Consider the following 20,152-nt stretch of genomic DNA (forward strand, 5'->3'; position numbering starts at 1 on the left):
GCCCGTCAGCCGTGCCGGGCTGTGAAATCGGCGAGGGCCGACTCGATCATGACCCGGCTCTCGTCCGGCGACAGGGCCGCCCTCTCGTCGATCTCCTCCCACACTGCGAGGAGATCTTTCGGGGCGAGTTCGGCGCCCAGCGATATGTGCGCGACGCTCACCCGGTCCGCGGCGCTGAAGAACTCGAAGACGTCGAAGTCATGCGCGCGTTCCTCGAAGGCGGGCGAGTCGAACGGGGCCACGCGGAGGGTGATGTCGGGACTGTCCGTGACGTCCAGCAGGTGCCGGAGCTGGCCGATCATCACCTGCGGGCCCCCCACCGGAATTTTCAGGACCGCCTCGTCGAGCATCGCGTCGATCCGGCGTGATCGGCCGCCCGGGGTGAGACGCTGGCGGTGGTCCAGGATGTCCCACGCGACATCCGGGCTGATCCGCGGGTAGCGGTCCGCCGCGATCCTGCGCTCGTACTCTTCGGTCCGGAGGAGTTCCGGGATCAGGCGGACGCGGTAGCTGCGCACGATCGTCGCTTCCGCCTCGCAGACGAGCACGTCACGCAGGTTGGCGCTGATGTCCGCCGCGTGCTGGTCCAGCCAGGACGGGCCGTCGGGCCGGTACGCCAGGTCGATCATGACCTCGGCGATCCGCGCGCCGATCACGCCATAGCGCTCAAGGATGTGCCGGACGCGTTCGGGCGCGGGCTCGTCGAGCCCCTCCTCGACCCGGATCAGCCACTCGACGTCGCACCCGGCCCGCTCGGCCGCCTGCTCGTACGACAGTTCCAGGAACTCACGCGTGTGCTGGAGATACATCCCCAGGCGGAACATGTTGACCTTGCGGGGACGACGTTCAACTGACATGGCGAACCTCCCGCGACCATCACAGCACCCCGCAACCCATGACGTTCGGTAGTTCTCGAATTCCGCCCCGTAACGTACGAGTGACACTCTTCGACGGCCTTGGCCGGACGGCCCACTTGCCGTCCCGACTGACGCATAGTGCCGCAGACAGGTACGCCCGGCATTTCACCCGATCGCGGACGCCCCGGAGTCCGGTTATCCACAGGTCCGACTTCGTGATGCGATCACCGCCACGAAGCGGCTGTCATGGGCTCATCCGCTCACGAGGAAGGACGGAGCCCATGCGAGGCGACAGTGTCGAGGTGCTGGTCGACTGCGGAAGCGGCGACCAGCGCACGTACGTGATGATCGCCGGTCGTGCAGGCCGCTGCCTGGAGGTGGTGGTGTCCGAGGGAATGATCGAGATCCGGGAGAAGACCCGGACGGGCCGGGTACTGCGAACCATGTGGTTCGCCATGGCGCGGGTCATTCACGTCCTTGAGCAAAGGCGTGATGACCGCAGGACCTCGGCGGACGCGGGGACGAGCACGGCCGGACCCGCCGCGCCGAAGGAACGTGCAGTGCACGATCACGCCGCGGCCGGTCGCGGCGCCCCGAGCCGAGCTCCGGCCGCCGGAACCGCCCCGGGGAGCGCCGTGCCGCCGCCTGGGGACGGCGGCACGGCTCGGGATCAGGCGGGCGTGAGCCCGAGGGACGGGTGGCCGAAGTTGCCGATGCCGTCGGTGCTGCGGGACGCCGCCAAGCGTTCCTCGGGGACCTCACCGTAGAGGGTCGTGCGCTGCCTTGCGGGGCGCCCGGCTGCCGCGGCTATCGCCTCCAGCGAGCTGATGGGCTTGTAGGAGCCGTTCTCGGAACCGGCCATGCGGCTGATCGTCTCTTCCATCAGCGTGCCGCCCAGATCGTTGACTCCGCCGCGCAGGACTCGGGTGCAGAGTTCGTCGCCCAGCTTCACCCAGGACGTCTGGATGTTGGGGATCGCGCCGTGGAGGAGGATGCGGGCCACCGCGTGGACGACGATGTTCTCGCGGACGGTCGGGCCGGGGCGGGCGAGGCCCGCCAGGTAGATCGGCGCGTTGTGGTGGACGAACGGGAGTAGAACGAACTCGCTGAAACCGCCCGTGCGTTCCTGGATCGAGCGCAGGAGCCGCAGGTGCGCCACCCAGTGCGACGGCTCGTCGACGTGCCCGTACATCATCGTGGACGTCGTCGGCAGGCCGATCTCGTGGGCGGTCGTGACGACCTCGACCCACTGGTCGGCGGGCAGTTTGCCCTTCGTCAGGACCCAGCGGACGTCGTCGTCCAGGATCTCGGCGGCCGTGCCGGGGAGCGAGTCCACGCCGGCGGCCTTGGCCTCCTGCAGCCATTCGCGGATCGACAGGTTCGTCCGTGACGCGCCGTTCACGACCTCCATCGGGCTGTAAGAGTGCAGGTGGATGCCGGGCGCGCGGCGCTTCACCTCGCGCGCCAGGTCGAAGTAGGCCGTGCCGGGCAGGTCGGGGTGGATGCCGCCCTGCATGCAGACCTCGGTGGCGCCCGCCGCCCACGCCTCGTCCACACGGTCGCCGACCTGGGACAGCGACAGCGTGTAGGCGTCCGCGTCGGTGCGGCGCTGCGCGAACGCGCAGAACCGGCAGCCGGTGTAGCAGACGTTGGTGAAGTTGATGTTCCGCGTCACGACGTAGGTGACGTCGTCGCCGACCGCGTCGCGGCGCAGATCGTCGGCGACGCGGGCGAGCGCGTCGAGTTCGGGGCCGTCGGCGTGCAGCAGGGCGAGGGCCTCGTCGTCGGACAGGCCGGTCGGGTCGGTCTCGGCGCGGGCCAGGGCGGAGCGGACGTCGGCGTCGAAGCGTCGGGGCGCATCGATCCGCTCGCGCAGCGCGTCCCAGTCGCCGTAGACCGAGTCGAAATCCTCACGGCGGTCGGCGGAGCGGCCGGTCGCGTCGATCGCGACGTGCAGGTCGGTGCGGCCGGACGACGTGAACCCGCCGTCCGGTTCCTGCCACGGACGGCCCTCGACCACGGCGTCCTCGCGGGCCAGGCCCGTCCGAGGGTCGGCGAGCGCGGCGACGTGCGCGGCCAGGCGCGGGTCCAGCCACGGCTCGCCGCGCTTCACGTACTCGGGGTAGATCGTCAGGCGTTCGCGCAGCTCGAACCCGGCGGCGGCGGTGCGCGCGGCCAGCTCGTCGATGTGCGGCCACGGACGTTCGGGGTTGACGTGGTCGGGCGTCAGCGGCGACACCCCGCCCCAGTCGTCGATCCCCGAGCGCAGCAGCAGCGCGTACTCGTCCTCGACAAGGTTCGGCGGGGCCTGGACGCGTGCCTTCGGGCCCAGGATGAGCCGCGTCACCGCGACCGTCGCCGCCAGTTCGGCCAGCTCCGCGTCCGGCATGTTCCGCATCTTCGTGTCCGGCTTGGCGCGGAAGTTCTGGACGATGACCTCTTGGATCGCCCCGTACTCGCGCATCGTCCGGCGGATCTCGAAGATCGCGTCGGCGCGCTCCTCGATCGTCTCGCCGATCCCGATGAGGACGCCGGTCGTGAACGGGACGTTCGTGCGCCCAGCGTCCTCCAGCACCCGCAGCCGCACCGCCGGGTCCTTGTCCGGGGATCCGAAGTGCGCGCCGCCGCGCTCAGTGAAAAGCCGTGTCGCGGTCGTCTCCAGCATCATGCCCATGGACGGCGCGACGGGCTTGAGCCGCTGGAAGTCGCGCCAGGTCAGCACGCCGGGGTTGAGGTGCGGCAGCAGGCCCGTCTCCTCCAGGACGCGGATCGCCATCGCGCGCACGTAGGAGAGCGTGTCGTCGTAGCCGTGCGCGTCCAGCCACTCGCGAGCGGGTTTCCAGCGGTCCTCGGGCCGGTCGCCGAGCGTGAACAGCGCTTCCTTGCAGCCGAGCGCCGCGCCCTGCCGGGCGATCTCCAGGACCTCGTCGGGGCTCAGGTACGGGGAGTCGAGCTTGTGCGGGACGGTCGCGAACGTGCAGTAGCCGCAGCGGTCACGGCACAGGCGCGTCAGGGGAATGAAGACCTTGCGGCTGTAGGTGATGATCCCGGGCCGCCCGGCGGCTTCCAGACCGGCGTCGCGGGTGCGGGAGGCGTAGGTGAGCAGTTCGTCGAGCTGCGCGCCACGCGCGTGCAGCAGGGTCGCGGCCTCGGATCGGTCGAGCGCCTTGCCGTCGCGCGCGCGGGCCAGCGCCCGGCGCAGCGCGGACTCGGCCGGCGGCGTCCTGTTGGCGTCCATGCGGGCACTCTATGCCAAGCGTCATATTTCGGAACGCCCGGGGAGCCCGCCTGTTCATGGCAGCCACGCCCGCGCGCGATCTATTCCCCGCACCCGCGGACGAGCCCGGGCCGTGCCGTGACGAGCGCGTCCGCCGTGGTGCGCAGCGCGTCCAGCACCGCTCGCACCGACGGACGAACGTCCGCCCCCGCCCGCCGCCACAGCTCCATCCGGCGGTGCAGCGGCGCGCCCGCGATGGCCCGGACGACCATGCCCGGCTCGTCGGCGGCGCCCGCGAGATGCGGCACGATCCCGACCGCGCCGGCCGCGCGGATCAGCCCGAAGATGACGCGCAGGTCGTTGGAGCGGTGCCGGACGTCCGGACGGAACCCGCCCAGTTCCAGGCACGCCCGCTCGACCTGCGCGGCGTGGTTCGTCGTCGCGTACGGAGCGACCCACGCCTCGGCGGCGAGGTCGGCGAGCGGGACGGGCCCCGGCGCGGCGGCCAGCGGGTGCGCGGCGGGCAGCACGATGCCCATCGGCTCGGTGATCAGCACTTCGGAGTCCAGTTCCGGCCGCTCCGCGCGCGGGAGATGCGGGTGCTCGTCGGTGAGCGCGACGTCGATCTCCTGGGACGCGACCCGGTCCAGGATCCCGTCGTCCTCCTCGTCGCGGACGTCGATCCGCAGCTCCGGGTAGGCGGCGGCGAGCCCCGGCAGCGACGGCACGACGACGTTCAGCAGCGCGGTCTGGAACCCGACGACGCGGACCGTCCCGGCGACCCGTCCGCTCGCGGCCAGCGCCGCCTCCTCCGCGCGCTCGGCCTCGGCGAGCAGCGTCCGCGCCCGCTCGGCCAGCACCTCGCCCGCGTCGGTGAGCCGCAGCCTGCGACCGACCCGTTCGACCAGCGGCACCCCGACCTCGCGCTGGAGTTGCGCGAGTTGCTGCGACACGGCCGACGGGCTGTAGCCGAGCGCGTCGGCGACCGCGCCCGCCGTCCCCCGCAGCTTCAGTTCGCGCAGCACCCGCAGCCGGCCGAGGTCGAGCATCGTGAAGGATTCCTTACATGAACAGTGCAGCAATCGTCGCTGGACCTGAACGATGCGGCGATACAGACTTGTAACAAGTCCCGCGGGAACGTCCCCCGGACCCTTGGCCAGGGTCCACCAACACCCCAGAACCGGACGGTCCCATCATGTTCACCATTCTCGCCCTCTTCCTGACGATCGCGGCGTTCGGCGCGCTCGCGTACTTCTTCGGTGCGGACTCGCGCGACGGCCGCGACTGGGCCACGAGCGAGCGCGACCGGCCGCCGGAAGAGCCCGAAGAGATCAGAACGACCGGTAGTCGCGAACTGGAAGTCGTGGACCGCGTCGCGGCGGACCCGCGCCCGACAGTTCGAGCAGCCTAGTGACGCGGTGCCGGTGGCCGGCGTAGGGCGCGAGCAGTTCGAGCATGCCCGCGTCGTCCACCTTCCGCCCGGCGAGCGCCCAGCCGACGAGGCCGGGCAGGTGGTAGTCGCCGACCGACACCGCGTCGGCGTCGCCCACGGCGCGCTGGCGCACCTCGGCGGCCGTCCATACGCCGACGCCCGGTAGGGACCGCAGTCGCGCCTCGGCCGGATCCTCCTCCAGCCGTGCCGCGACCCGGGCGGCCCGCACGATCGTCCGCGCCCGGACGGCCTCCGCGCCCGACCGGTGCCATTCCCAGGACGGGATCCGCGCCCAGACGTCCGGCGGCGGGGGCACGCGCATCGCCGGAGCGCCCGGCGCGGGCGTGCCGAAACGGCGCAGCAGGTAGCGCCAGGCGCGGAACGCCTCCACGCCCAGCACCTTCTGCTCCAGGACGGCCGGGACGAGCGCCTCGAACACCCGGTTCGTCCGTCCGACCCGTAGGCCGGGGACGCGCGTCGCGACGTCGCGCAGCACGGGGTGGACGGGTTCGAAGCCGTCCGTCGAGTCCCGCGCGCCGAGCAGGTCCGGGATGTTGTCCAGCAGCCACGCCGCGCCCGGTCCCCACGCCGTCGCCCGCACCGCCGCACGGGTCTGGACGATCCGCAGAGTGCCCGGGCCGTCGGGGGTGAAGGACGCGCGCCAGATCCCGCCCGCCTCGTCCACCCGGAACGCCGGGTCGCCGTGGCCGCGCCGGTGCGGGGCCAGCACCCGGCCCACGTCCAGCGGCCAGGGCGGCGCCCACTCGCGTTCACTCCCGGTCACCGGCACAGGTTACGCGGAGCTGACGAATCGTCCGCGATTCTGGGGGCACGGGAACGATCGGAGGCCGGACATGCGCGTCCTGGTGGTGGAGGACGAACGGCTGCTCGCCGACGCGATCGCGGAATGGCTGCGGCGCGAGGCGCTGGCGGTGGACGTCGCGCTCGACGGCGACCGCGCGCTGGAACGGCTCGCGGTGGACGACTACGACGTCGTCGTGCTGGACCGGGATCTACCGGTCGTCCACGGCGACGACGTGTGCCGGTCCATCGTCGCGTCCGGGGCGCGGACGCGGGTGTTGATGCTGACGGCGGCGTCGGCCGTGCGGGACCGCGTGGCCGGGCTCGGGATCGGCGCCGACGACTATCTGTCCAAGCCGTTCGCGTTCGCGGAGCTGTCAGCCCGTGTCCACGCCCTGCTGCGTCGCGCGGTGCCCGCCGCGCCGCCGGTGTTGCGGCGCGACGGGCTGACCGTGGACGTCGCGCGCCGGGAGGTGCGCCGGGACGACCGGATCGTCCCGCTCGGGAACCGTGAGTTCGCGGTGCTGACCGAGCTGCTGCGCGCGGACGGCGCCGTCGTCTCCGCCGAGGACCTGCTGGAACGGGTGTGGGACGAGAACATCGACCCGTTCACCAACATCGTCCGGATGACGGTGATGAAGCTGCGGCGCAAGCTCGGCGACCCGCCCCTCGTGGTGACCGTCCCGGGGGCGGGCTACCGGATCTAGGCGGCGAGCGCGACGGTCGGCGAGACGCGGGAGGCTCGCGCCGCCGGGTACAGGCCCGCGACCGTCCCGACGAGCAGGGTCGCGGCGAGCGCACCGGCGGGCACCCACCAGGGCAGTGTGACCGGGATGTCCCGTGCGACCGCGTACCCGGCGGTGACCAGCGCGCCGAGTCCCGCGCCGGCCACGCCGCCGAGCGTCGACAGCAGCAGCGACTCGGTGAGGAACTGCGTCCGGATCTGCCCGCGCGTGGCGCCGAGCGACCGGCGCAGGCCGATCTCGCGGCGCCGCTCCAGTACCGAGATCACCATCGTGTTGGCGACGCCGATGCCGCCGACGAGCAGCGCGACGACGCCGAGGCCGAGCAGCGTTCCGGTGAACGCCTTGTCGGCGGCGGCGCGGGCGGCGAGCGCGTCGGACGGGCGGCTCACGTCCACCTGCTCGGGGTGTTCGGGGTCGATCGTGCCCGCGAGGACCGCCCGGACGGCCTCGACCGTCTCCGGCGTGGACCGCTCGTAGATCGTGGTGGGCGCGCCGTCGAAGCCGAGGCGGTCGCGGGCCGTCTGCCAGCCGACCAGCGCGGACCGCTCGATGTCGGGCGCGAGCGGCGCGGGGCCGAGGATCCCGGTGACGGTGTACCAGCGGTCGTCGATCCACACGGGCGTCCCGGCCTCCTGCACGCCGAGCCGGTCGGCGGCGACCGAGCCGAGCACCACCGCCGGGTAGCGGGCCGTGGCGGCGTTGAGCCAGGCGCCGCTGACGACCGTCACGTCCAGCGTGCGCAGCAGGTCGGGAGTAGCGGCGCTGACGCCGACGCCGCCGGTCTCGGTCGCGGGGATCTTGTCGGTGCGGCGGATCGACGCGTCCGTGGCGCCGACCGCGCCGACCGTCTTCACCCCGTCCACGGCCCGCGTCATCTCCACCGAGCGCTCCGGCAGCGAGACCTTGCCGCCGAGGAGACTGTTCCCCGGCGACGCGGTGAGCAGGTTGGTACCGAGCCGGTCCAGTTCGGCGAGCAGGTCCGCCCGGTTGGACGAGGAGATCCCGAGCACGGCCACCATCGTCGCGATCCCGATCGCGATGCCGAGCGCGGACAGCACGGCCCGCAGCGGCCGGGTCCGCAGCCCGGTGGCGCCGACGCGCAGCGTGTCGCGCGTGCTCAGCCGCGCGGGCGTGTACGTCGTCATGGCCTGCCTCCGCTGACCTCGCCGTCGCGGACGCCGATGCGGCGCGGCACGCTCGCCGCGACCTCGGTGTCGTGCGTGATGATCACGACGGTCGTCCCGGCGGCGTTCAGCTCGGTGAGCAGCGCCAGCACGCCGTTCCCGGACGCGGTGTCGAGGTTCCCGGTCGGCTCGTCGGCCAGCAGCAGGCGCGGGTCGCCGACCACCGCCCGCGCGACCGCGACACGCTGCCGTTCCCCGCCCGACAGCTCGTTCGGACGGTGTCTCAGCCGGTGCCCGAGCCCGACCCGCTCCAACGCGACGGCGGCCCGGCGACGCCGCGTCCGCAGGTCCACGCCGGAGTAGAGCAGGCCGTCGGCGACGTTGTCGACGCAGCTCACGCCATCGGACAGATGGAACTGCTGGAACACGAACCCGATGAGCCGTGCCCGCAGCGCCGACAGCTCACGGTCGCCGAGCGCGTTCACGTCCTGCCCGGCGATGCGGACGGTCCCGGTCGTCGGACGGTCCAGCGTCCCGGCCAGGTTCAGCAGCGTCGACTTCCCCGATCCCGACGGACCCACGATCGCGACCAGTTCGCCCTCCGCGATCTCCAGCGACACGGCGCGCAGCGCCGCGACTCCGCCGGGGTACTCCTTGCCGACCCCGGACAGCTCCACGATCGGCGTCATCGCGCGGGCACCCCGACCTTCGTCCCGGCCACCAGGCCCGCGCCGCGGACCTCCACGCGCGTGTCGCCGTACAGACCCGTCTCGACGGGGACGAGCCGGACCGTCCCGCCGGACACGACCTGCACCGCGTAGCCGCCCTCGCGCCGCGCGACCAGCGCCTCCAGCGGCACCGACAGCACGTCGCGATGCCGTTCGCTCTCCAGCTCGACGCTCACCGGGGCCTGGTCGAGGCGGCCCGCGTCCTTCGGGCGGTCCAGGACGACGTTCACCTCGATCGTCGCCTTCGTGTCGCTCGTCTGGCCGTTCGCCGACGCGGGCGCGGTGGCGACCGTGCCGACCGCGCTGATCCGGCCCGGGACCGTCTTGTTCCCAGGCAGCTCAACGCTCACCTTCGCGCCCTTGCGGGCCATGCTCTGGTCGGCGGCGTCCAGGTCGATCCGGACGAGCCGGTCGGTGCCCGTCGTCATCAGCACCGGCTGGCCGTCGCCGAGCCGCCCGCCGACCGGGACGGGCAGGGCCGTGACCCGCACCGCACCCGGCGCGAACGCGATCTGCGCGCCGTCGATCTGGCCGGTCTCGGGGAGGTCCCGGTCGTCCTGCCAGCGCTCGACCGCGTCGGCCGTGTCGGCCGTGAAGTGGTCGTCCACGGTGAATCCGCCGTAGCCGAGTGCCTTGAGGTTGCGTTCGAGCTGACGGACGTCCCGGCCGTCCGCGACGCCCGCGTACAGCGGCCGGTAGACCGGTTCCGCGCCGTACATCAGCGTGACGGGCTTGCCGTTGAGGTCGTACAGCGTGTGCCCGCGCCGCACGGTCGCGCCCTCGGCGGGCAGCCAGGTGATCTTCCCGGACGCCCCGGCCGTCAGCTTCACCTCGTCGCCGTAGCCGAGCGTGCCGTCCACGGTCTCAGTGTCGACCAGGTCGCCGCGTTCGACGGTCGCCGTGGCCTTCGGCAGCCGTGCCGGTTTCGTGTCGTCGTCCTCGCCGCCGGCCAGGGACGCGGCCGTGAGCGCGCCCGCCGCGAGGACCGCCGCCACGGCGCCGCCCGCGACGGCCATCCGCCGTCTCATCGGCCGCCCCCGCGCAGCGCGTCCAGCGTGCCCTTGCACTTGTCGGCCGCCGCCTTGAAGCGCGGCGAGTCGCGGTCGACGGACCCGAGGTCGGGCTGACCGTTCTTCGGATCGGGCACGTCCACGCCGTTGGTGCGCATGCAGCGGGCGAACTTCAGCAGCGCGTCCTGCGCCTCGGGGCTCTTGAGCCGGTCCAGGACGCCTGCCGGAAGCTTGTCCTGGCACTGCGTCAGCGCCTTGGTGTCACGCAGCTTCGCCCGGGCCGCGTCCGACATCCAGTTCCCGACGTTCTGGCCGGGCTTGGGGTCGGGGACGTCCACGCCGTGCTGCCGCAGGCACTGGGCGAACGCCACGAACTGATCGTTCCCGGATGGCGTGGACCCGCCGCCCGCCTTGTCGTCCGATCCGCCGCACGCCGTCAGCGACAGCGCCGCCGCGACCGTCACGACCAAAGCTCTCCCCATCATCGCGATCTCCTCCGTGTCGGTGGACGGGAGTAGATCGGCCGCGCGGTAACCACGGCATAACCCGGACGTTTACGCCCAGGTGACGGGCGAGACACCACGCTGGGCCGCATGCGTTTCGCGACCCGGGCCAAGACCGCCCTGCTGCGCCACTGGACGATGCGGGCCAGGCTCACCGCCCTGTACGCGGGGACGTTCCTGCTCGCGGGCGGCCTCCTGCTCGGCGTGACGTACGTGCTGGTCCAGCAGCGCCTGGACCGGCAGTCGGGCGTCTCCGAGCGGGAGCGCGCCGCCCTGCTCAAAAACCCGATGTTCCAGCGGGCCGCCGCCACCAGGCTGACGATGCCGGACGGCCGTGCGGTCACCCTCAGCGAGGTCGCCGCGAGCCTTGAGGCCCAGCAGGAGCGCTACCGCCGCGAGACGATGACGTCGCTGCTCACGCAGGGCGGCGTGGCGCTCGCCGGGACGGGCCTGATCGGGACGGTGTTCGGCTGGCTGCTCGCCGGGCGTGGGCTGCGGCCCGTCCATCGCATCACCGAGACCGCCCGGCGGATCGCGGCGGGCGCGGACCGGGGCCTGCACGAGCGCATCGGCCTGAACGGCCCGCCGGACGAGATCAAGAAGCTCGCCGACACGTTCGACCTCATGCTGGAACGTCTGGACCGATCCTTCGACGGGCAGCGCCGCTTCATCGCCGGCGCGTCCCACGAGATGCGCACCCCGCTCGCGGTCAACCGGGCGCTGATCGAGGTGGCCGTCACCCGGCCCGGCGTGTCCGCCGACGCCCGCGAGCTGGGCGCGACGCTGCTGGAGATCAACACCCGGCACGAACGGCTCATCGACGGTCTGCTCGTCCTCGCCGACGCGCGCAACGAGCCTGCCGAGCTGTCCCCCGTCGACCTCGCCGAGCTGGCCGGCAGCGTTCTCGCCGACGCCACCGACGACGCCGGCCGGCGCGACGTCGAGGTCCAGCCCGGCGACCTGCGTGCGGCGCCCGTCACCGGCGACCCCTACCTGCTGGAACGGCTCGTGCAGAACCTCGCGGAGAACGCCGTCCGGCACAACCGGCCGGGCGGGACGATCACCGCCCGCACCGCGACCGACGGGGACCGCGCCGTCCTGGAGATCTCCAACACCGGCCCGGTCGTCCACGGCCATCAGACCGAGACGCTGTTCCAGCCGTTCCGGCGGCTCGGCGACCGGCGGACGGGCGGGGACCGCGGGTTCGGGCTCGGACTGTCGATCGTCCGGGCCATCGCCGGGTCGCACGGCGGCACGGCCACCGCGACGCCGCGCGCCGGCGGCGGCCTCACCGTGACCGTGACGCTGCCCGCGCGGCGTCCCGGCTAATTACGCATCGGTGGAGAACCGGACGGCCGTCGCGGGAAGCTCGATCCCCGGCCACAGGCGCAGCCCGTCGCGCAGCTCGTTGCCCGGTCCGACGACCGCCGCGTCGCCGAGGATCACGCCGTCCAGCGTCGCGCCCGGACCGACCCGCGCGCCCCGGCTCAGCACCGAGTCGCGGACGGTCGCGCCCTCCGCCACGAACGCGTCGTCCAGCAGAACGCTGCCGATCACGGTCGCGCCCGCCTCGATCACCGCGCCGCGCCCGACCGTCGTGCCGCCGCGCACCACCGCGCCCGGCGCGACGACGGCCCGGTCCAGCACGAGCCGCTGGCCGGGGTCGCCGGGCATCGCCGGGGACGACAGCTTGCCGAGCACGAGATCACGCGAGCCCTGCACGAACGCCTCGGGCGTGCCCACGTCCAGCCAGTACGCCGACTCGACGTGCCCCATCACGGTGGCGCCGGACGCGATCAGCGACGGGAACGTCTCCCGCTCCACCGACACGACCTCGCCCTCCTCGATCGTGTCGATCGTCGAGCGCCGGAACACGTAGCAGCCCGCGTTCACCTGGTTCGTCGCCGGGCGCGTGGTCTTCTCCAGGAACGCCGTCACCCGGCCGGACGCGTCGGTCGGGACGACGCCGAACCGGCGCGGATCCTCCACCTCGGTCAGGTGCAGGGTGACGTCCGCGTCCGCCGTCGTGTGCAACGCGACCTGCGACTTCACGTCATGGCCGGACAGGATGTCGCCGTTCAGGATGAGCACCGGGTCGTCCGGACCGGACTCCAGCGCCGTCGCCGCGTTCCGGATCGCGCCGCCGGTGCCGAGCGGCTGCCGCTCGCTGACGTAGCACAGCTCGACGCCGTACGCGCTGGTGCCGAACGCGGCCTCGAACATCTCCGCCCGGTAGGACGTCGCGAAAACGATCCGTGTCACGCCGAGCGCGCTCGCCCGCGCGAGCTGGTGCGCCAGGAACGCCACCCCTGCCGTCGGCAGCAGCGGCTTGGGCATGGAGATCGTCAGCGGGCGCAGACGTGTCCCCCGCCCCCCGACCAACAGGATCGCTTCCACTGGGCTCCCTCCTCGGCGCACCGGGCGCGGCCCGGCCTCCCGAAACGTCCGGGCGAGCCTACTGTGCGTACCCCGTCGAAGATCAGCGGGAACGTCGTCAGCGTTTGCGGGCCTGGAGGAGGACGATGCTGCCGCGCTCGTTCGGGGCGCCCCGGTCGCCGAGCGCGACCAGCGGAGCCAGCGGGGCGGCGGCGTTGAAGCCGACCTTCCCGCCGTAGGTGGACAGCGACAGGTAGAGGCGCTCGGCGGCGGCCGTCCGGAACTGGTAGGAGTGCCGGACGACGTCGAGGCCGCGCTCGTCCAGCAGCTTCCCGAGCGACTCGTGGGTGTAGGTGTGCTGCACGTGGTACTTGGCCTTGTGGGCGTCGCGGAGCTTGGGCCAGGCGTCGGCGCGGCTCAGGACGTCCGCCGACATGAAGATCTGGCCGCCGGGCTTGAGAACGCGCGCCATCTCGTCCAGGCTCGTGCCGCCGTCGTCGAAGTGCTCGATCGCGCAGACCGACAGGATCGCGTCGAACGAGCCGTCGGCGAACGGCAGCCGCAGCGCGTCGCACTCGATCAGCGCGGGCGCGTGCGCGAGGGCGGCGCCGTAGACCATCTTCTTGCGCGCCAGGTCGATCGAGACGGCCTGCGCGCCGCGCTTGCGGGTAAGACCGGCCCAGTAGCCGTCGCCGCCCGCGACGTCCAGGACGCGGCGTCCGCGCAGGTCACGGCCCATCCAGTCGAGCAGCGTCCCGGCCTCGCGATACCGGCAGACATGCACCTGATGCCCCAGGAAGGCGACCACATCCGAGAGTTTCACCCGCGCCACCCTACCGGCGCCGTCCCCTAACCTTGGGCGGGTGAGATCCAAGGCCGCCGTCCTGCGGGCGCTGCGCGTGCTCCTCGTGCTGCTCGCGCTCGCGTTCTGCGTGTACGGGGTCGCCTCGAGCTGGGACGACACCGTCCGCGCGTTCCGCGAGATGTCCTGGTACGCATTGGCCGGCTCGCTCGCGTTCGGACTCGCCGGGCTCGTCGCGTGGACGCTCGGCTGGCGGGCGTTCCTCACCGGCCTCGGATCCCGGCTGCCCCTGCCCGCCGCGTTCCGCATCTCCGCGATCTCCGGGCTCGGCAAGTACGTGCCCGGCATGGTGTGGGTCGTCGTCACGCAGGTCGAGCTGTCGCGCGAGCATCGCGTGCCGCGCGCCCGGAGCTTCAGCGCGTCGGTGCTGGCGGTCGCGACGTCCACCGCGTGCGGGCTCGCCGTCGCCGCCGCCACGCTGCCGTTCACGTCGGCGGCGGCGCGCCGCGACTACTGGTGGATGCTGCTGTTCGCGCCCGTCCTGCTCGCCGCGCTGCATCCGCGCATCGTGACGTGGGCGTTGAACACGGCCTTGCGGCTCGTCCGGCAGCCGCCGCTGGAGCACGCGGTGGGCTTCCCCGCGATGGCCCGCGCCGTCGCCTGGACGCTGCTCGGCTGGGTGCTGTTCGGCGCGCACCTGTGGCTGCTGTGCCTGGCGGTCGGCGGCGACGGGCCGCGCCTGGCCTTCCTCGCGACGGGCGGGTACGCGCTGGCGTTCGTCGCGGGGCTGCTGGTGTTCCTCGCGCCCGGGGGGCTCGGCGCTCGCGAGGCGGTCATGACGGCGGTGCTGGCGCCGGTGCTCCCGGCGGGCGCGCCGCTCGTCGTGGCGATCACGTCCCGGGTGGTGCTGACGCTGGCCGACCTGATCTACGCGGGCGCCTGCGCCCTCGCGGCCCGCCGCCGCCCCGCCTCTGAGCCCGCTGAACCCGAACGCGAACTGGTTCCCCCCGCCAAGGACTAAGTCTGCTGTCCCCGGCGTGGAGCCCGGTGATCAGCCCGTCGGCTTCGCCCCATACGAACCAGCCCACCGCGCAATACGGGCGCACCGCCTAGCGCAAGGCCCGCCACAAACGTGGGATCACCCTGCGGCGTGAGATCGCTCCTCGGCGTGCGCTTCCCCGCTGCACGGGCTGGCCCCGCGGCATGGGCTAGCCCTGCCCAATGGGCTCGTCTTGCCGCCTGGGTTGGCCTTCAGGCGTGGGATTGCCTGCGGGGTGGGATTGCGCCGTGACGTGGATTGTTCTGCGGCACGGGCTCGTCACGGGGCGTACGCCTGCTGGACAGCGTTGGAGTCGCGGCGCGACTGGGGTTGGTGTGCCCTGGGCTGGAGCGCGGCGCCGTGGGTGGGTCAGGGGGTGGTGAGGGCTTCTAGGTAGGTGTTCCAGAGCGGGCCGTCGTCCAGGCGTTCGATGCCCGCGCGCAGGCGTTCCGGTTCGCCGGGAGTGTAGAAGCGGGTGAGGGCGGCGGTGAGGGACGGGACGTCGTCGGGATCGCAGAGCAGGCCGTCCACGCCGTCGCGGACCTGGCCGGGGAAACCGCCGACGCGGGTCGCGATCACCGGGACGCCGTGTTCGTGCGCCATCCAGACGTTCTGCGACGCGGTGGCCGTGCGGTAGGGCAGGACCAGCGCGTCTGCGGCATCGAACAGTTCGGGGACCTGTGCAGCCGGGACGTAGCGGGGACGCAGTTCGACGCGTCCGTCCAGACCGAGGTCGCGGATGAGGGCGCGGGTGTCGTCCAGGCCGCCCCAGAACTCGCCGGCGACCGTCAGCGCCACATCGGCGGGGCCGGACGCGAGCGCGCGCAGCAGGACGTCCAGGCCCTTGTACGGCCGGACGATGCCGAAGAACAGCAGCCGCCGCCGTACCCCGTCGTCCCGGACGCCCTTCGCGGCGGCGGGCAGGTGCGGGGGCATCTCGGCGACGGTCACCGGGCGGCCGGTCAGCGTCCGCGCCAGAGCGGCCTGCTCGTCGGAGTGGACGAGCACGCCGTCCACTCGGCGCAGCAGGGCCCGCATCAGCGGCCGGTCGTAGGGCCGGCGCTCGTGCGGCAGGACGTTGTGGCACAGCGCGACCGTCCGCGCGCGGCGCCCGAGGCCGGAGAGGATGCCCAGGTAGGACGGCACCTGCACCGGACTGAGCACGGCGAGGACCACGAGGTCGGCGGAGCGCAGGGAACGGCCGGTGCGCCACCAGCCGTCCGGGCGCCGCCAGTCCAGCGCGCGCCGGGTCGCGGGGAACGGCTCGCCCTCGGGTTCGGCGATCGTCTGCTGCCCGGGGTACAGGAACGCCGGGTACTGCGCCCGCCACGACTCGACGGCGACGTCGTGCCCGGCCGCCGCGAGCCGGTGCGCCAGCTCGGTCGTGTGGTGCGCGCCGCCGCCCTTGTACGGGAACGCCGGACCGACGATCGCGATCCGCACTAGACGTCGCCGCGCGATCGGACGATCAGGTCCGCGAGCAGGGCCAGCGACGCGATGATCAACCCCGTCACGAAGATCATGATGGTGTTGTTCGCGAAGTAGCCGAAGTGGACGACCATGTCGAACACGCCCTTGCCGATCCCGATGACCAGCAGCCACAGCGCCAGCGGCATCAGGACCTTGAGCGGGTTGAAGTACATGACCATCCGCAGGACCTGCAAGATGTAGCGGTAGGCGTCCTTGGTGAAGTGGAACTTGGACTTGCCGGCCCGCTTGGCGTAGTCGATCGGCAGGTACTGCACCGGGTGCTGGTTCGACAGGAACGCGATCGTGATCGTCGTGACGCAGGAGAACCCGGGCGGCAGCAGTCGCAGGTACGGCAGCGCGACCGACTTTCGGAACGCCCGCAGCCCCGAGTTCAGGTCCGGGATCTTGGTGTTGGTCAGGCGCTCGGCCGTCTTGCGGATGAACCACTTGGCGGGCACCCGCAGCAGCTTGTGGGTGCCCTCCTCGGTGCGGCGCCATCCGACGACCTGGTCCACCGACGGGTCGGTGTCGAGGACGTCGACCAGCTCGGGGATCCGCTCGTTCGGGTAGGTCATGTCCGCGTCGGTCCACACGACGATCTCGCCGCGCGCCTGCTGGCTGCCGATCCGGCGGACGGTCCCGGACCCGCTGTTGTGCTGGAACGCCATGACGCGCATGTGCGGGAACCGGGGGGCGGCCTCGCGCAGCTTGGCGAGGGTGTCGTCGGTGGACCGGTCGTCCACCGCGAGCAGTTCGTAGGACTTGCCGCTCGCGTCCATCGCCGCGCAGATCCGCTCGATCTCCGCGATCACGTGGTCCTGCTCGTTGTAGCAGGGCAGGACGATCGTGACATGGACGCCGGCGTCGGCGGCGACGGGATCCGTCCGGTCCTCCGGCAGGGTTCCCGGGCCGGCCCCGGCCTCGGGAGCGGGCACGGACACGGGAACGGCCTCGGTGGCGGATTCGGTGCTCACGCAGCGCGAGGATACCGGTCCCGCGCTCACGGGGGTGACGGGACGGCGATCCAGACGTCCGCCGACATCCCCCACGTACCGGTCGGCGCGGTGGTCAGAGCGCGCTGATCCTGGCGGGTGCGCAGCCGCATGATCTGCACGGGCTGGCCGTACGGTTCGACCTTCGCCGGGGAGCCGCCGACGATGACCGGACGCCGTCCGGCCTTGTAGATCGCCTCGATGAGGCCCTGGACCGTGTTCTGTTTGGCGAGGTCGTCCACGCGGGCGGCGGGCAGGCCGCACATGCCCCGGGAGACCTGGAGGAACCGGTCGGAGGCCACACGGTCCACGAACAGCAGGGACCGGCCCGCGCCGCCGAACCCGTCGCACATCTGCCGGACGGCCGCGATCTCGTGCTGCTCGGTGCGCTGCGCCATGATCCCCGCCGACGACAGCGGGACGGGGACGAGCAGCAGCAGCCCCGCCGCGACGGCCGTGGCGCGCACCGCGCGGGGGCCGAAGCCCGTCCGGCGCATCCGGCGCAGCGCGTACGCCGCCGCCCACAGCGCGAGCAGGATCGCGCCGGGGACGACGACGGGCAGCAGCCGCCGCGCCGCGAACGGGTGGTCGGGGGTGATCGCGGGACGGTACAGGGTCGTCACGGTCGTCCAGCCGATGACGGCGAGCGCCGGGAGCAGGCGGCGCGCCTTCCCGCGCAGCAGCTTCCGGACGATCAGCGCCGCCCCGAACGACGCGAGCAGCACCGCCGGAATGCCGACGTACCAGGTCACCCAGTACAGGGACAGCTCCGAATACTGCCGGGTGCCGTCGACCGGAAGGTGGTCGAGTCGCTGGATCTGGGCGATGAACTCCGAGTTCAGCCGGTCGTCCAGGTTCGTCGGGACGCGCCGGACCGTCTGGTAGAGCGGACGCAGCGCGAACGCCGTCATGACGAGCAGCGTCAGCACCGCGCCGGCCGTCGGGACCGGCCCGCGGGTGACCGCGTCCGCCAGCCCGCGCAGCCGCCGCCCCGTCGCCGGGACGCGCAGCAACACGACCGTCAGGACGGTGAGGACGATCAGCGCGCCCGTCAGGGCGAGCAGCGGGTTGAGCGAGGCGTGCAGGTACTTGAGGTACGGACGGGAGAGGACGAACCCCTCCGCCAGGCCCGCCCCGGCGCCCACGGCGAGCCCGAGCGCCAGCGGCGCGCCCACCCGCGTCCAGCGGCGGCCGAGCCCGAGCAGCACGCCGGCGATCAGGACGAGCGGGAACAGGTCGCGCAGCGCGTCGATGCGGCACAGCACGATCAGCCCGAACGCGAGCCCGGCCAGCCCGGCGCGGACGCGCGGGCGGGAGCGGGACGCGTCGTCCAGCAGCGCGAGCCCGCCGAGCATGAGGACCAGCGCGGGCAGTTCGCTGTAGGTGGAGCGCGAGCCCCAGATCATCGGGGTCGTGAGCGCGAGCATCAGCGCGCCGAGCGGCGCGAAGCGGGGGCCGACGAAGCGGGCGACGACGCCGCCGAACGCCAGCACGCAGCCCGCACCGAGCAGCGGGGCCATGAGCGTCATGCCGTGCCAGCCGCCGAGCCAGCCGCCGAACGTCAGCAGCAGCGGCAGGCCCGCCATGAACTGCGGGACGACCGAATCCCCGTCCTCGTAGAACGCGGGGCTGTCGTAGTGCAGCGCCGGGTTTCCGCCCGCGAACGCCCAGTGCATCTGCGGGATCGGCAGCGAGCCGTGGTCGGTGAGCCAGACCGCGAACTGGAAGTAGGACGCCGCGTCCCGCCGGACGATGATCTGCTCAGAGCACATCGCCGCCTGGACCGCGAAGAAGGCGAGTGCGACCCCGACGACACCCAGGACTGACCACCAGGGCACGGGCTGGGGGTCGTCGGCGTCCGCGCGGCGCAGGCCGAGCCAGAGGAACACGCCCGCGACGGGCACGAAGAGGACGAGCGCCGGGCCGGGCCGCAGCACCCCGGCGAACAGCAGCGGGAGCGTGACCGTCAGCCACGCGACGACGAGCAGCGCGGGGATCACCGTGAGCCGTGCGAGCAGCCGCGCCGCGATCACTCTGGACCTCCGCGAACGTCCGCCCGGCCGCGTGCGGCGGAGCCGCCACGGGCGCCGCGCCCTCCCCGGGCACGGGCGGTCGCGATCGTAGTCAGGGCGATGACCTGCCGCAACCGCCGAGGATCATGGGCGGAGCGGCGTTCTGCCTCTACGCTCGCCCCATGACCGACGAGCCTGAATCGGCGGCGCGCACTCCCGCCGAGCTGCTGCGGCGGCGGGTGGCCGCCGACCCGACGCGCCCGCTGGTGACCTTCTACGACGACGCCACGGGCGAGCGGGTCGAGCTGTCGGCGCGCACGTTCGACAACTGGGTCGCCAAGACCGCGAACCTGCTCGTGGACGAGTTCGGCGCCGGTCCTGGGGGCGTGGAGCACGCTGTGCTCGTCCTGCCGGAGCACTGGCAGTCGGCGGTGTGGCTGATGGCGTGCTGGTCGGCCGGAGTCGCGGTTCAGGTCATGGATCCCACTGGGCCGCTCGCGGACGTGGCCCCGCCGGACGAGCCCTACCTCCTCGCGGTGGCCGAGGAGGCGCTGGCGGACATCCTGGACGGCGCGCCGCTCGGCGCGGACGCCGACGAGATCGTCGGGCTGTCGCTGCACGCGCTCGGCGGGCCGCTGTCGGCCGCGCCGCCCGGCGTCACCGACTACGCGGTGGAAGTGCGCGCTCACGGAGATCGGTTCAGGCCACCGGCGGGCGCCGGACCGGATACACTCGCCCTTAGTGTGACAAAGGACACACTCACGGCGGGCGAACTGGTCGGCGCGGCAGCCCGTACCGCCGCGAAATGGGCGCTGGACTCGCAGGACCGGCTGCTCGTTGCCATGTCCTTCGCCACACTCGACGGTCTTCTGGCGAGCCTCCTTGCCCCGCTAGTCTCAGGAGCTTCCGTCATAATCCAACGAAACTTTGACAAAACGCTTCTCGATCGCCGGCTGACCCTCGAACATGTGACCGCGGTCGTCGGGGTGCCCGGAGGCAATGACGCAACCGGGTCCGTCCGCCGGCTCGCCTGACCTACGCTC

General features: G+C 72.8%; 17 protein-coding genes. 4 read left to right on the top strand and 13 right to left on the bottom strand.

All coding sequences use genetic code 11. The features are described from left to right. Positions 1–5: 5 nt before the first annotated feature. The 4 genes from GQ466_RS11435 to GQ466_RS11450 all read right to left on the bottom strand — a co-directional run bounded on the left by GQ466_RS11435 (position 6) and on the right by GQ466_RS11450 (position 6,290). The gene (locus tag GQ466_RS11435; protein WP_161102849.1) at positions 6–857 is read right to left on the bottom strand and encodes a helix-turn-helix domain-containing protein; all 852 of its coding nucleotides are present in this window, start codon (positions 855–857) and stop codon (positions 6–8) included. Positions 858–1,527: 670 nt separating this feature from the next. After that, complete coding sequence (locus GQ466_RS11440; protein WP_161102850.1) at positions 1,528–4,095, bottom strand: bifunctional FO biosynthesis protein CofGH; 2,568 nt, start codon at positions 4,093–4,095, stop codon at positions 1,528–1,530. An 80-nt stretch (positions 4,096–4,175) separates the two neighbouring features. After that, on the bottom strand, positions 4,176–5,123 hold the full coding sequence (locus GQ466_RS11445) for a LysR family transcriptional regulator (protein WP_161102851.1): 948 nt from the start codon (positions 5,121–5,123) through the stop codon (positions 4,176–4,178). A gap of 282 nt (positions 5,124–5,405) precedes the next feature. Further along, on the bottom strand, positions 5,406–6,290 hold the full coding sequence (locus GQ466_RS11450; protein WP_161102852.1) for a DNA glycosylase family protein: 885 nt from the start codon (positions 6,288–6,290) through the stop codon (positions 5,406–5,408). A 70-nt stretch (positions 6,291–6,360) separates the two neighbouring features. Here GQ466_RS11450 and GQ466_RS11455 point away from each other — a divergent pair, with 70 nt between their 5' ends. Continuing rightward, the gene (locus GQ466_RS11455; RefSeq protein ID WP_161102853.1) at positions 6,361–7,014 is read left to right on the top strand and encodes a response regulator transcription factor; all 654 of its coding nucleotides are present in this window, start codon (positions 6,361–6,363) and stop codon (positions 7,012–7,014) included. Here the strand turns inward: GQ466_RS11455 and GQ466_RS11460 are convergent. From GQ466_RS11460 to GQ466_RS11475, 4 genes are read right to left on the bottom strand one after another with little or no spacing between them, the layout of a single operon-like run. Beyond that, complete coding sequence (locus GQ466_RS11460; RefSeq protein ID WP_161102854.1) at positions 7,011–8,198, bottom strand: ABC transporter permease; 1,188 nt, start codon at positions 8,196–8,198, stop codon at positions 7,011–7,013. The genes GQ466_RS11455 and GQ466_RS11460 overlap by 4 nt on opposite strands. Further along, entirely contained in the window at positions 8,195–8,866 is a 672-nt protein-coding gene (locus GQ466_RS11465) for an ABC transporter ATP-binding protein (RefSeq protein WP_161102855.1), read from the bottom strand. Before GQ466_RS11465 ends, GQ466_RS11460 begins: the two co-directional genes overlap by 4 nt. After that, the gene (locus tag GQ466_RS11470; protein WP_161102856.1) at positions 8,863–9,933 is read right to left on the bottom strand and encodes an efflux RND transporter periplasmic adaptor subunit; all 1,071 of its coding nucleotides are present in this window, start codon (positions 9,931–9,933) and stop codon (positions 8,863–8,865) included. The genes GQ466_RS11465 and GQ466_RS11470 overlap by 4 nt, the downstream gene beginning before the upstream one ends. Further along, positions 9,930–10,400, bottom strand: coding sequence for a hypothetical protein (locus GQ466_RS11475; RefSeq protein WP_161102857.1), 471 nt, complete (start codon positions 10,398–10,400; stop codon positions 9,930–9,932). Before GQ466_RS11475 ends, GQ466_RS11470 begins: the two co-directional genes overlap by 4 nt. Before the next feature lie 108 nt (positions 10,401–10,508). Here GQ466_RS11475 and GQ466_RS11480 point away from each other — a divergent pair, with 108 nt between their 5' ends. Next, positions 10,509–11,747 (top strand): sensor histidine kinase, encoded by a 1,239-nt coding sequence (locus tag GQ466_RS11480; protein WP_202420388.1) that lies wholly within the window; start codon positions 10,509–10,511, stop codon positions 11,745–11,747. Here the strand turns inward: GQ466_RS11480 and manB are convergent, their stop codons facing one another. Together manB and GQ466_RS11490 are read right to left on the bottom strand one after the other, a co-directional pair. After that, on the bottom strand, positions 11,748–12,815 hold the full coding sequence (manB, locus tag GQ466_RS11485; protein ID WP_161102858.1) for a mannose-1-phosphate guanylyltransferase: 1,068 nt from the start codon (positions 12,813–12,815) through the stop codon (positions 11,748–11,750). Positions 12,816–12,912: 97 nt separating this feature from the next. After that, positions 12,913–13,617 (bottom strand): class I SAM-dependent methyltransferase, encoded by a 705-nt coding sequence (locus GQ466_RS11490; RefSeq protein ID WP_337193424.1) that lies wholly within the window; start codon positions 13,615–13,617, stop codon positions 12,913–12,915. Between the two features lie 40 nt (positions 13,618–13,657). Between GQ466_RS11490 and GQ466_RS11495 the strand changes: the two genes are divergently transcribed. After that, positions 13,658–14,617, top strand: a complete 960-nt coding sequence (locus GQ466_RS11495; RefSeq protein WP_161102860.1) for a lysylphosphatidylglycerol synthase domain-containing protein — start codon at positions 13,658–13,660, stop codon at positions 14,615–14,617. A 387-nt stretch (positions 14,618–15,004) separates the two neighbouring features. On the opposite strand, the gene GQ466_RS11500 is transcribed toward GQ466_RS11495, so the two are convergent. The 3 genes from GQ466_RS11500 to GQ466_RS11510 all read right to left on the bottom strand — a co-directional run bounded on the left by GQ466_RS11500 (position 15,005) and on the right by GQ466_RS11510 (position 19,130). Then, positions 15,005–16,078 (bottom strand): glycosyltransferase, encoded by a 1,074-nt coding sequence (locus tag GQ466_RS11500; RefSeq protein ID WP_161102861.1) that lies wholly within the window; start codon positions 16,076–16,078, stop codon positions 15,005–15,007. Further along, on the bottom strand, positions 16,078–17,004 hold the full coding sequence (locus tag GQ466_RS11505; RefSeq protein WP_202420551.1) for a glycosyltransferase family 2 protein: 927 nt from the start codon (positions 17,002–17,004) through the stop codon (positions 16,078–16,080). The genes GQ466_RS11500 and GQ466_RS11505 overlap by 1 nt, the downstream gene beginning before the upstream one ends. Positions 17,005–17,105: 101 nt before the next feature. After that, positions 17,106–19,130 (bottom strand): hypothetical protein, encoded by a 2,025-nt coding sequence (locus GQ466_RS11510; protein WP_161102863.1) that lies wholly within the window; start codon positions 19,128–19,130, stop codon positions 17,106–17,108. Positions 19,131–19,291: 161 nt separating this feature from the next. On the opposite strand from GQ466_RS11510, the gene GQ466_RS11515 reads away from it, so the two are divergent. Then, complete coding sequence (locus tag GQ466_RS11515) at positions 19,292–20,143, top strand: TIGR03089 family protein (protein WP_161102864.1); 852 nt, start codon at positions 19,292–19,294, stop codon at positions 20,141–20,143. Positions 20,144–20,152 lie beyond the last annotated feature (9 nt).

This window comes from Actinomadura rayongensis (assembly GCF_009831215.1).
Lineage (GTDB): Bacteria > Actinomycetota > Actinomycetes > Streptosporangiales > Streptosporangiaceae > Spirillospora > Spirillospora rayongensis.

Excerpts from the sequence above, each read along its gene's own strand:
- GQ466_RS11435 (WP_161102849.1), bottom strand. The coding sequence starts at position 857 with ATGTCAGTTGAACGTCGTCCCCGCAAGGTCAACATGTTCCGCCTGGGG.
- GQ466_RS11440 (WP_161102850.1), bottom strand. The coding sequence starts at position 4,095 with ATGGACGCCAACAGGACGCCGCCGGCCGAGTCCGCGCTGCGCCGGGCG.
- GQ466_RS11445 (WP_161102851.1), bottom strand. The coding sequence starts at position 5,123 with ATGCTCGACCTCGGCCGGCTGCGGGTGCTGCGCGAACTGAAGCTGCGG.
- GQ466_RS11455 (WP_161102853.1), top strand. The coding sequence starts at position 6,361 with ATGCGCGTCCTGGTGGTGGAGGACGAACGGCTGCTCGCCGACGCGATC.
- GQ466_RS11460 (WP_161102854.1), bottom strand. The coding sequence starts at position 8,198 with ATGACGACGTACACGCCCGCGCGGCTGAGCACGCGCGACACGCTGCGC.
- GQ466_RS11465 (WP_161102855.1), bottom strand. The coding sequence starts at position 8,866 with ATGACGCCGATCGTGGAGCTGTCCGGGGTCGGCAAGGAGTACCCCGGC.
- GQ466_RS11470 (WP_161102856.1), bottom strand. The coding sequence starts at position 9,933 with ATGAGACGGCGGATGGCCGTCGCGGGCGGCGCCGTGGCGGCGGTCCTC.
- GQ466_RS11475 (WP_161102857.1), bottom strand. The coding sequence starts at position 10,400 with ATGATGGGGAGAGCTTTGGTCGTGACGGTCGCGGCGGCGCTGTCGCTG.
- GQ466_RS11480 (WP_202420388.1), top strand. The coding sequence starts at position 10,509 with ATGCGTTTCGCGACCCGGGCCAAGACCGCCCTGCTGCGCCACTGGACG.
- GQ466_RS11515 (WP_161102864.1), top strand. The coding sequence starts at position 19,292 with ATGACCGACGAGCCTGAATCGGCGGCGCGCACTCCCGCCGAGCTGCTG.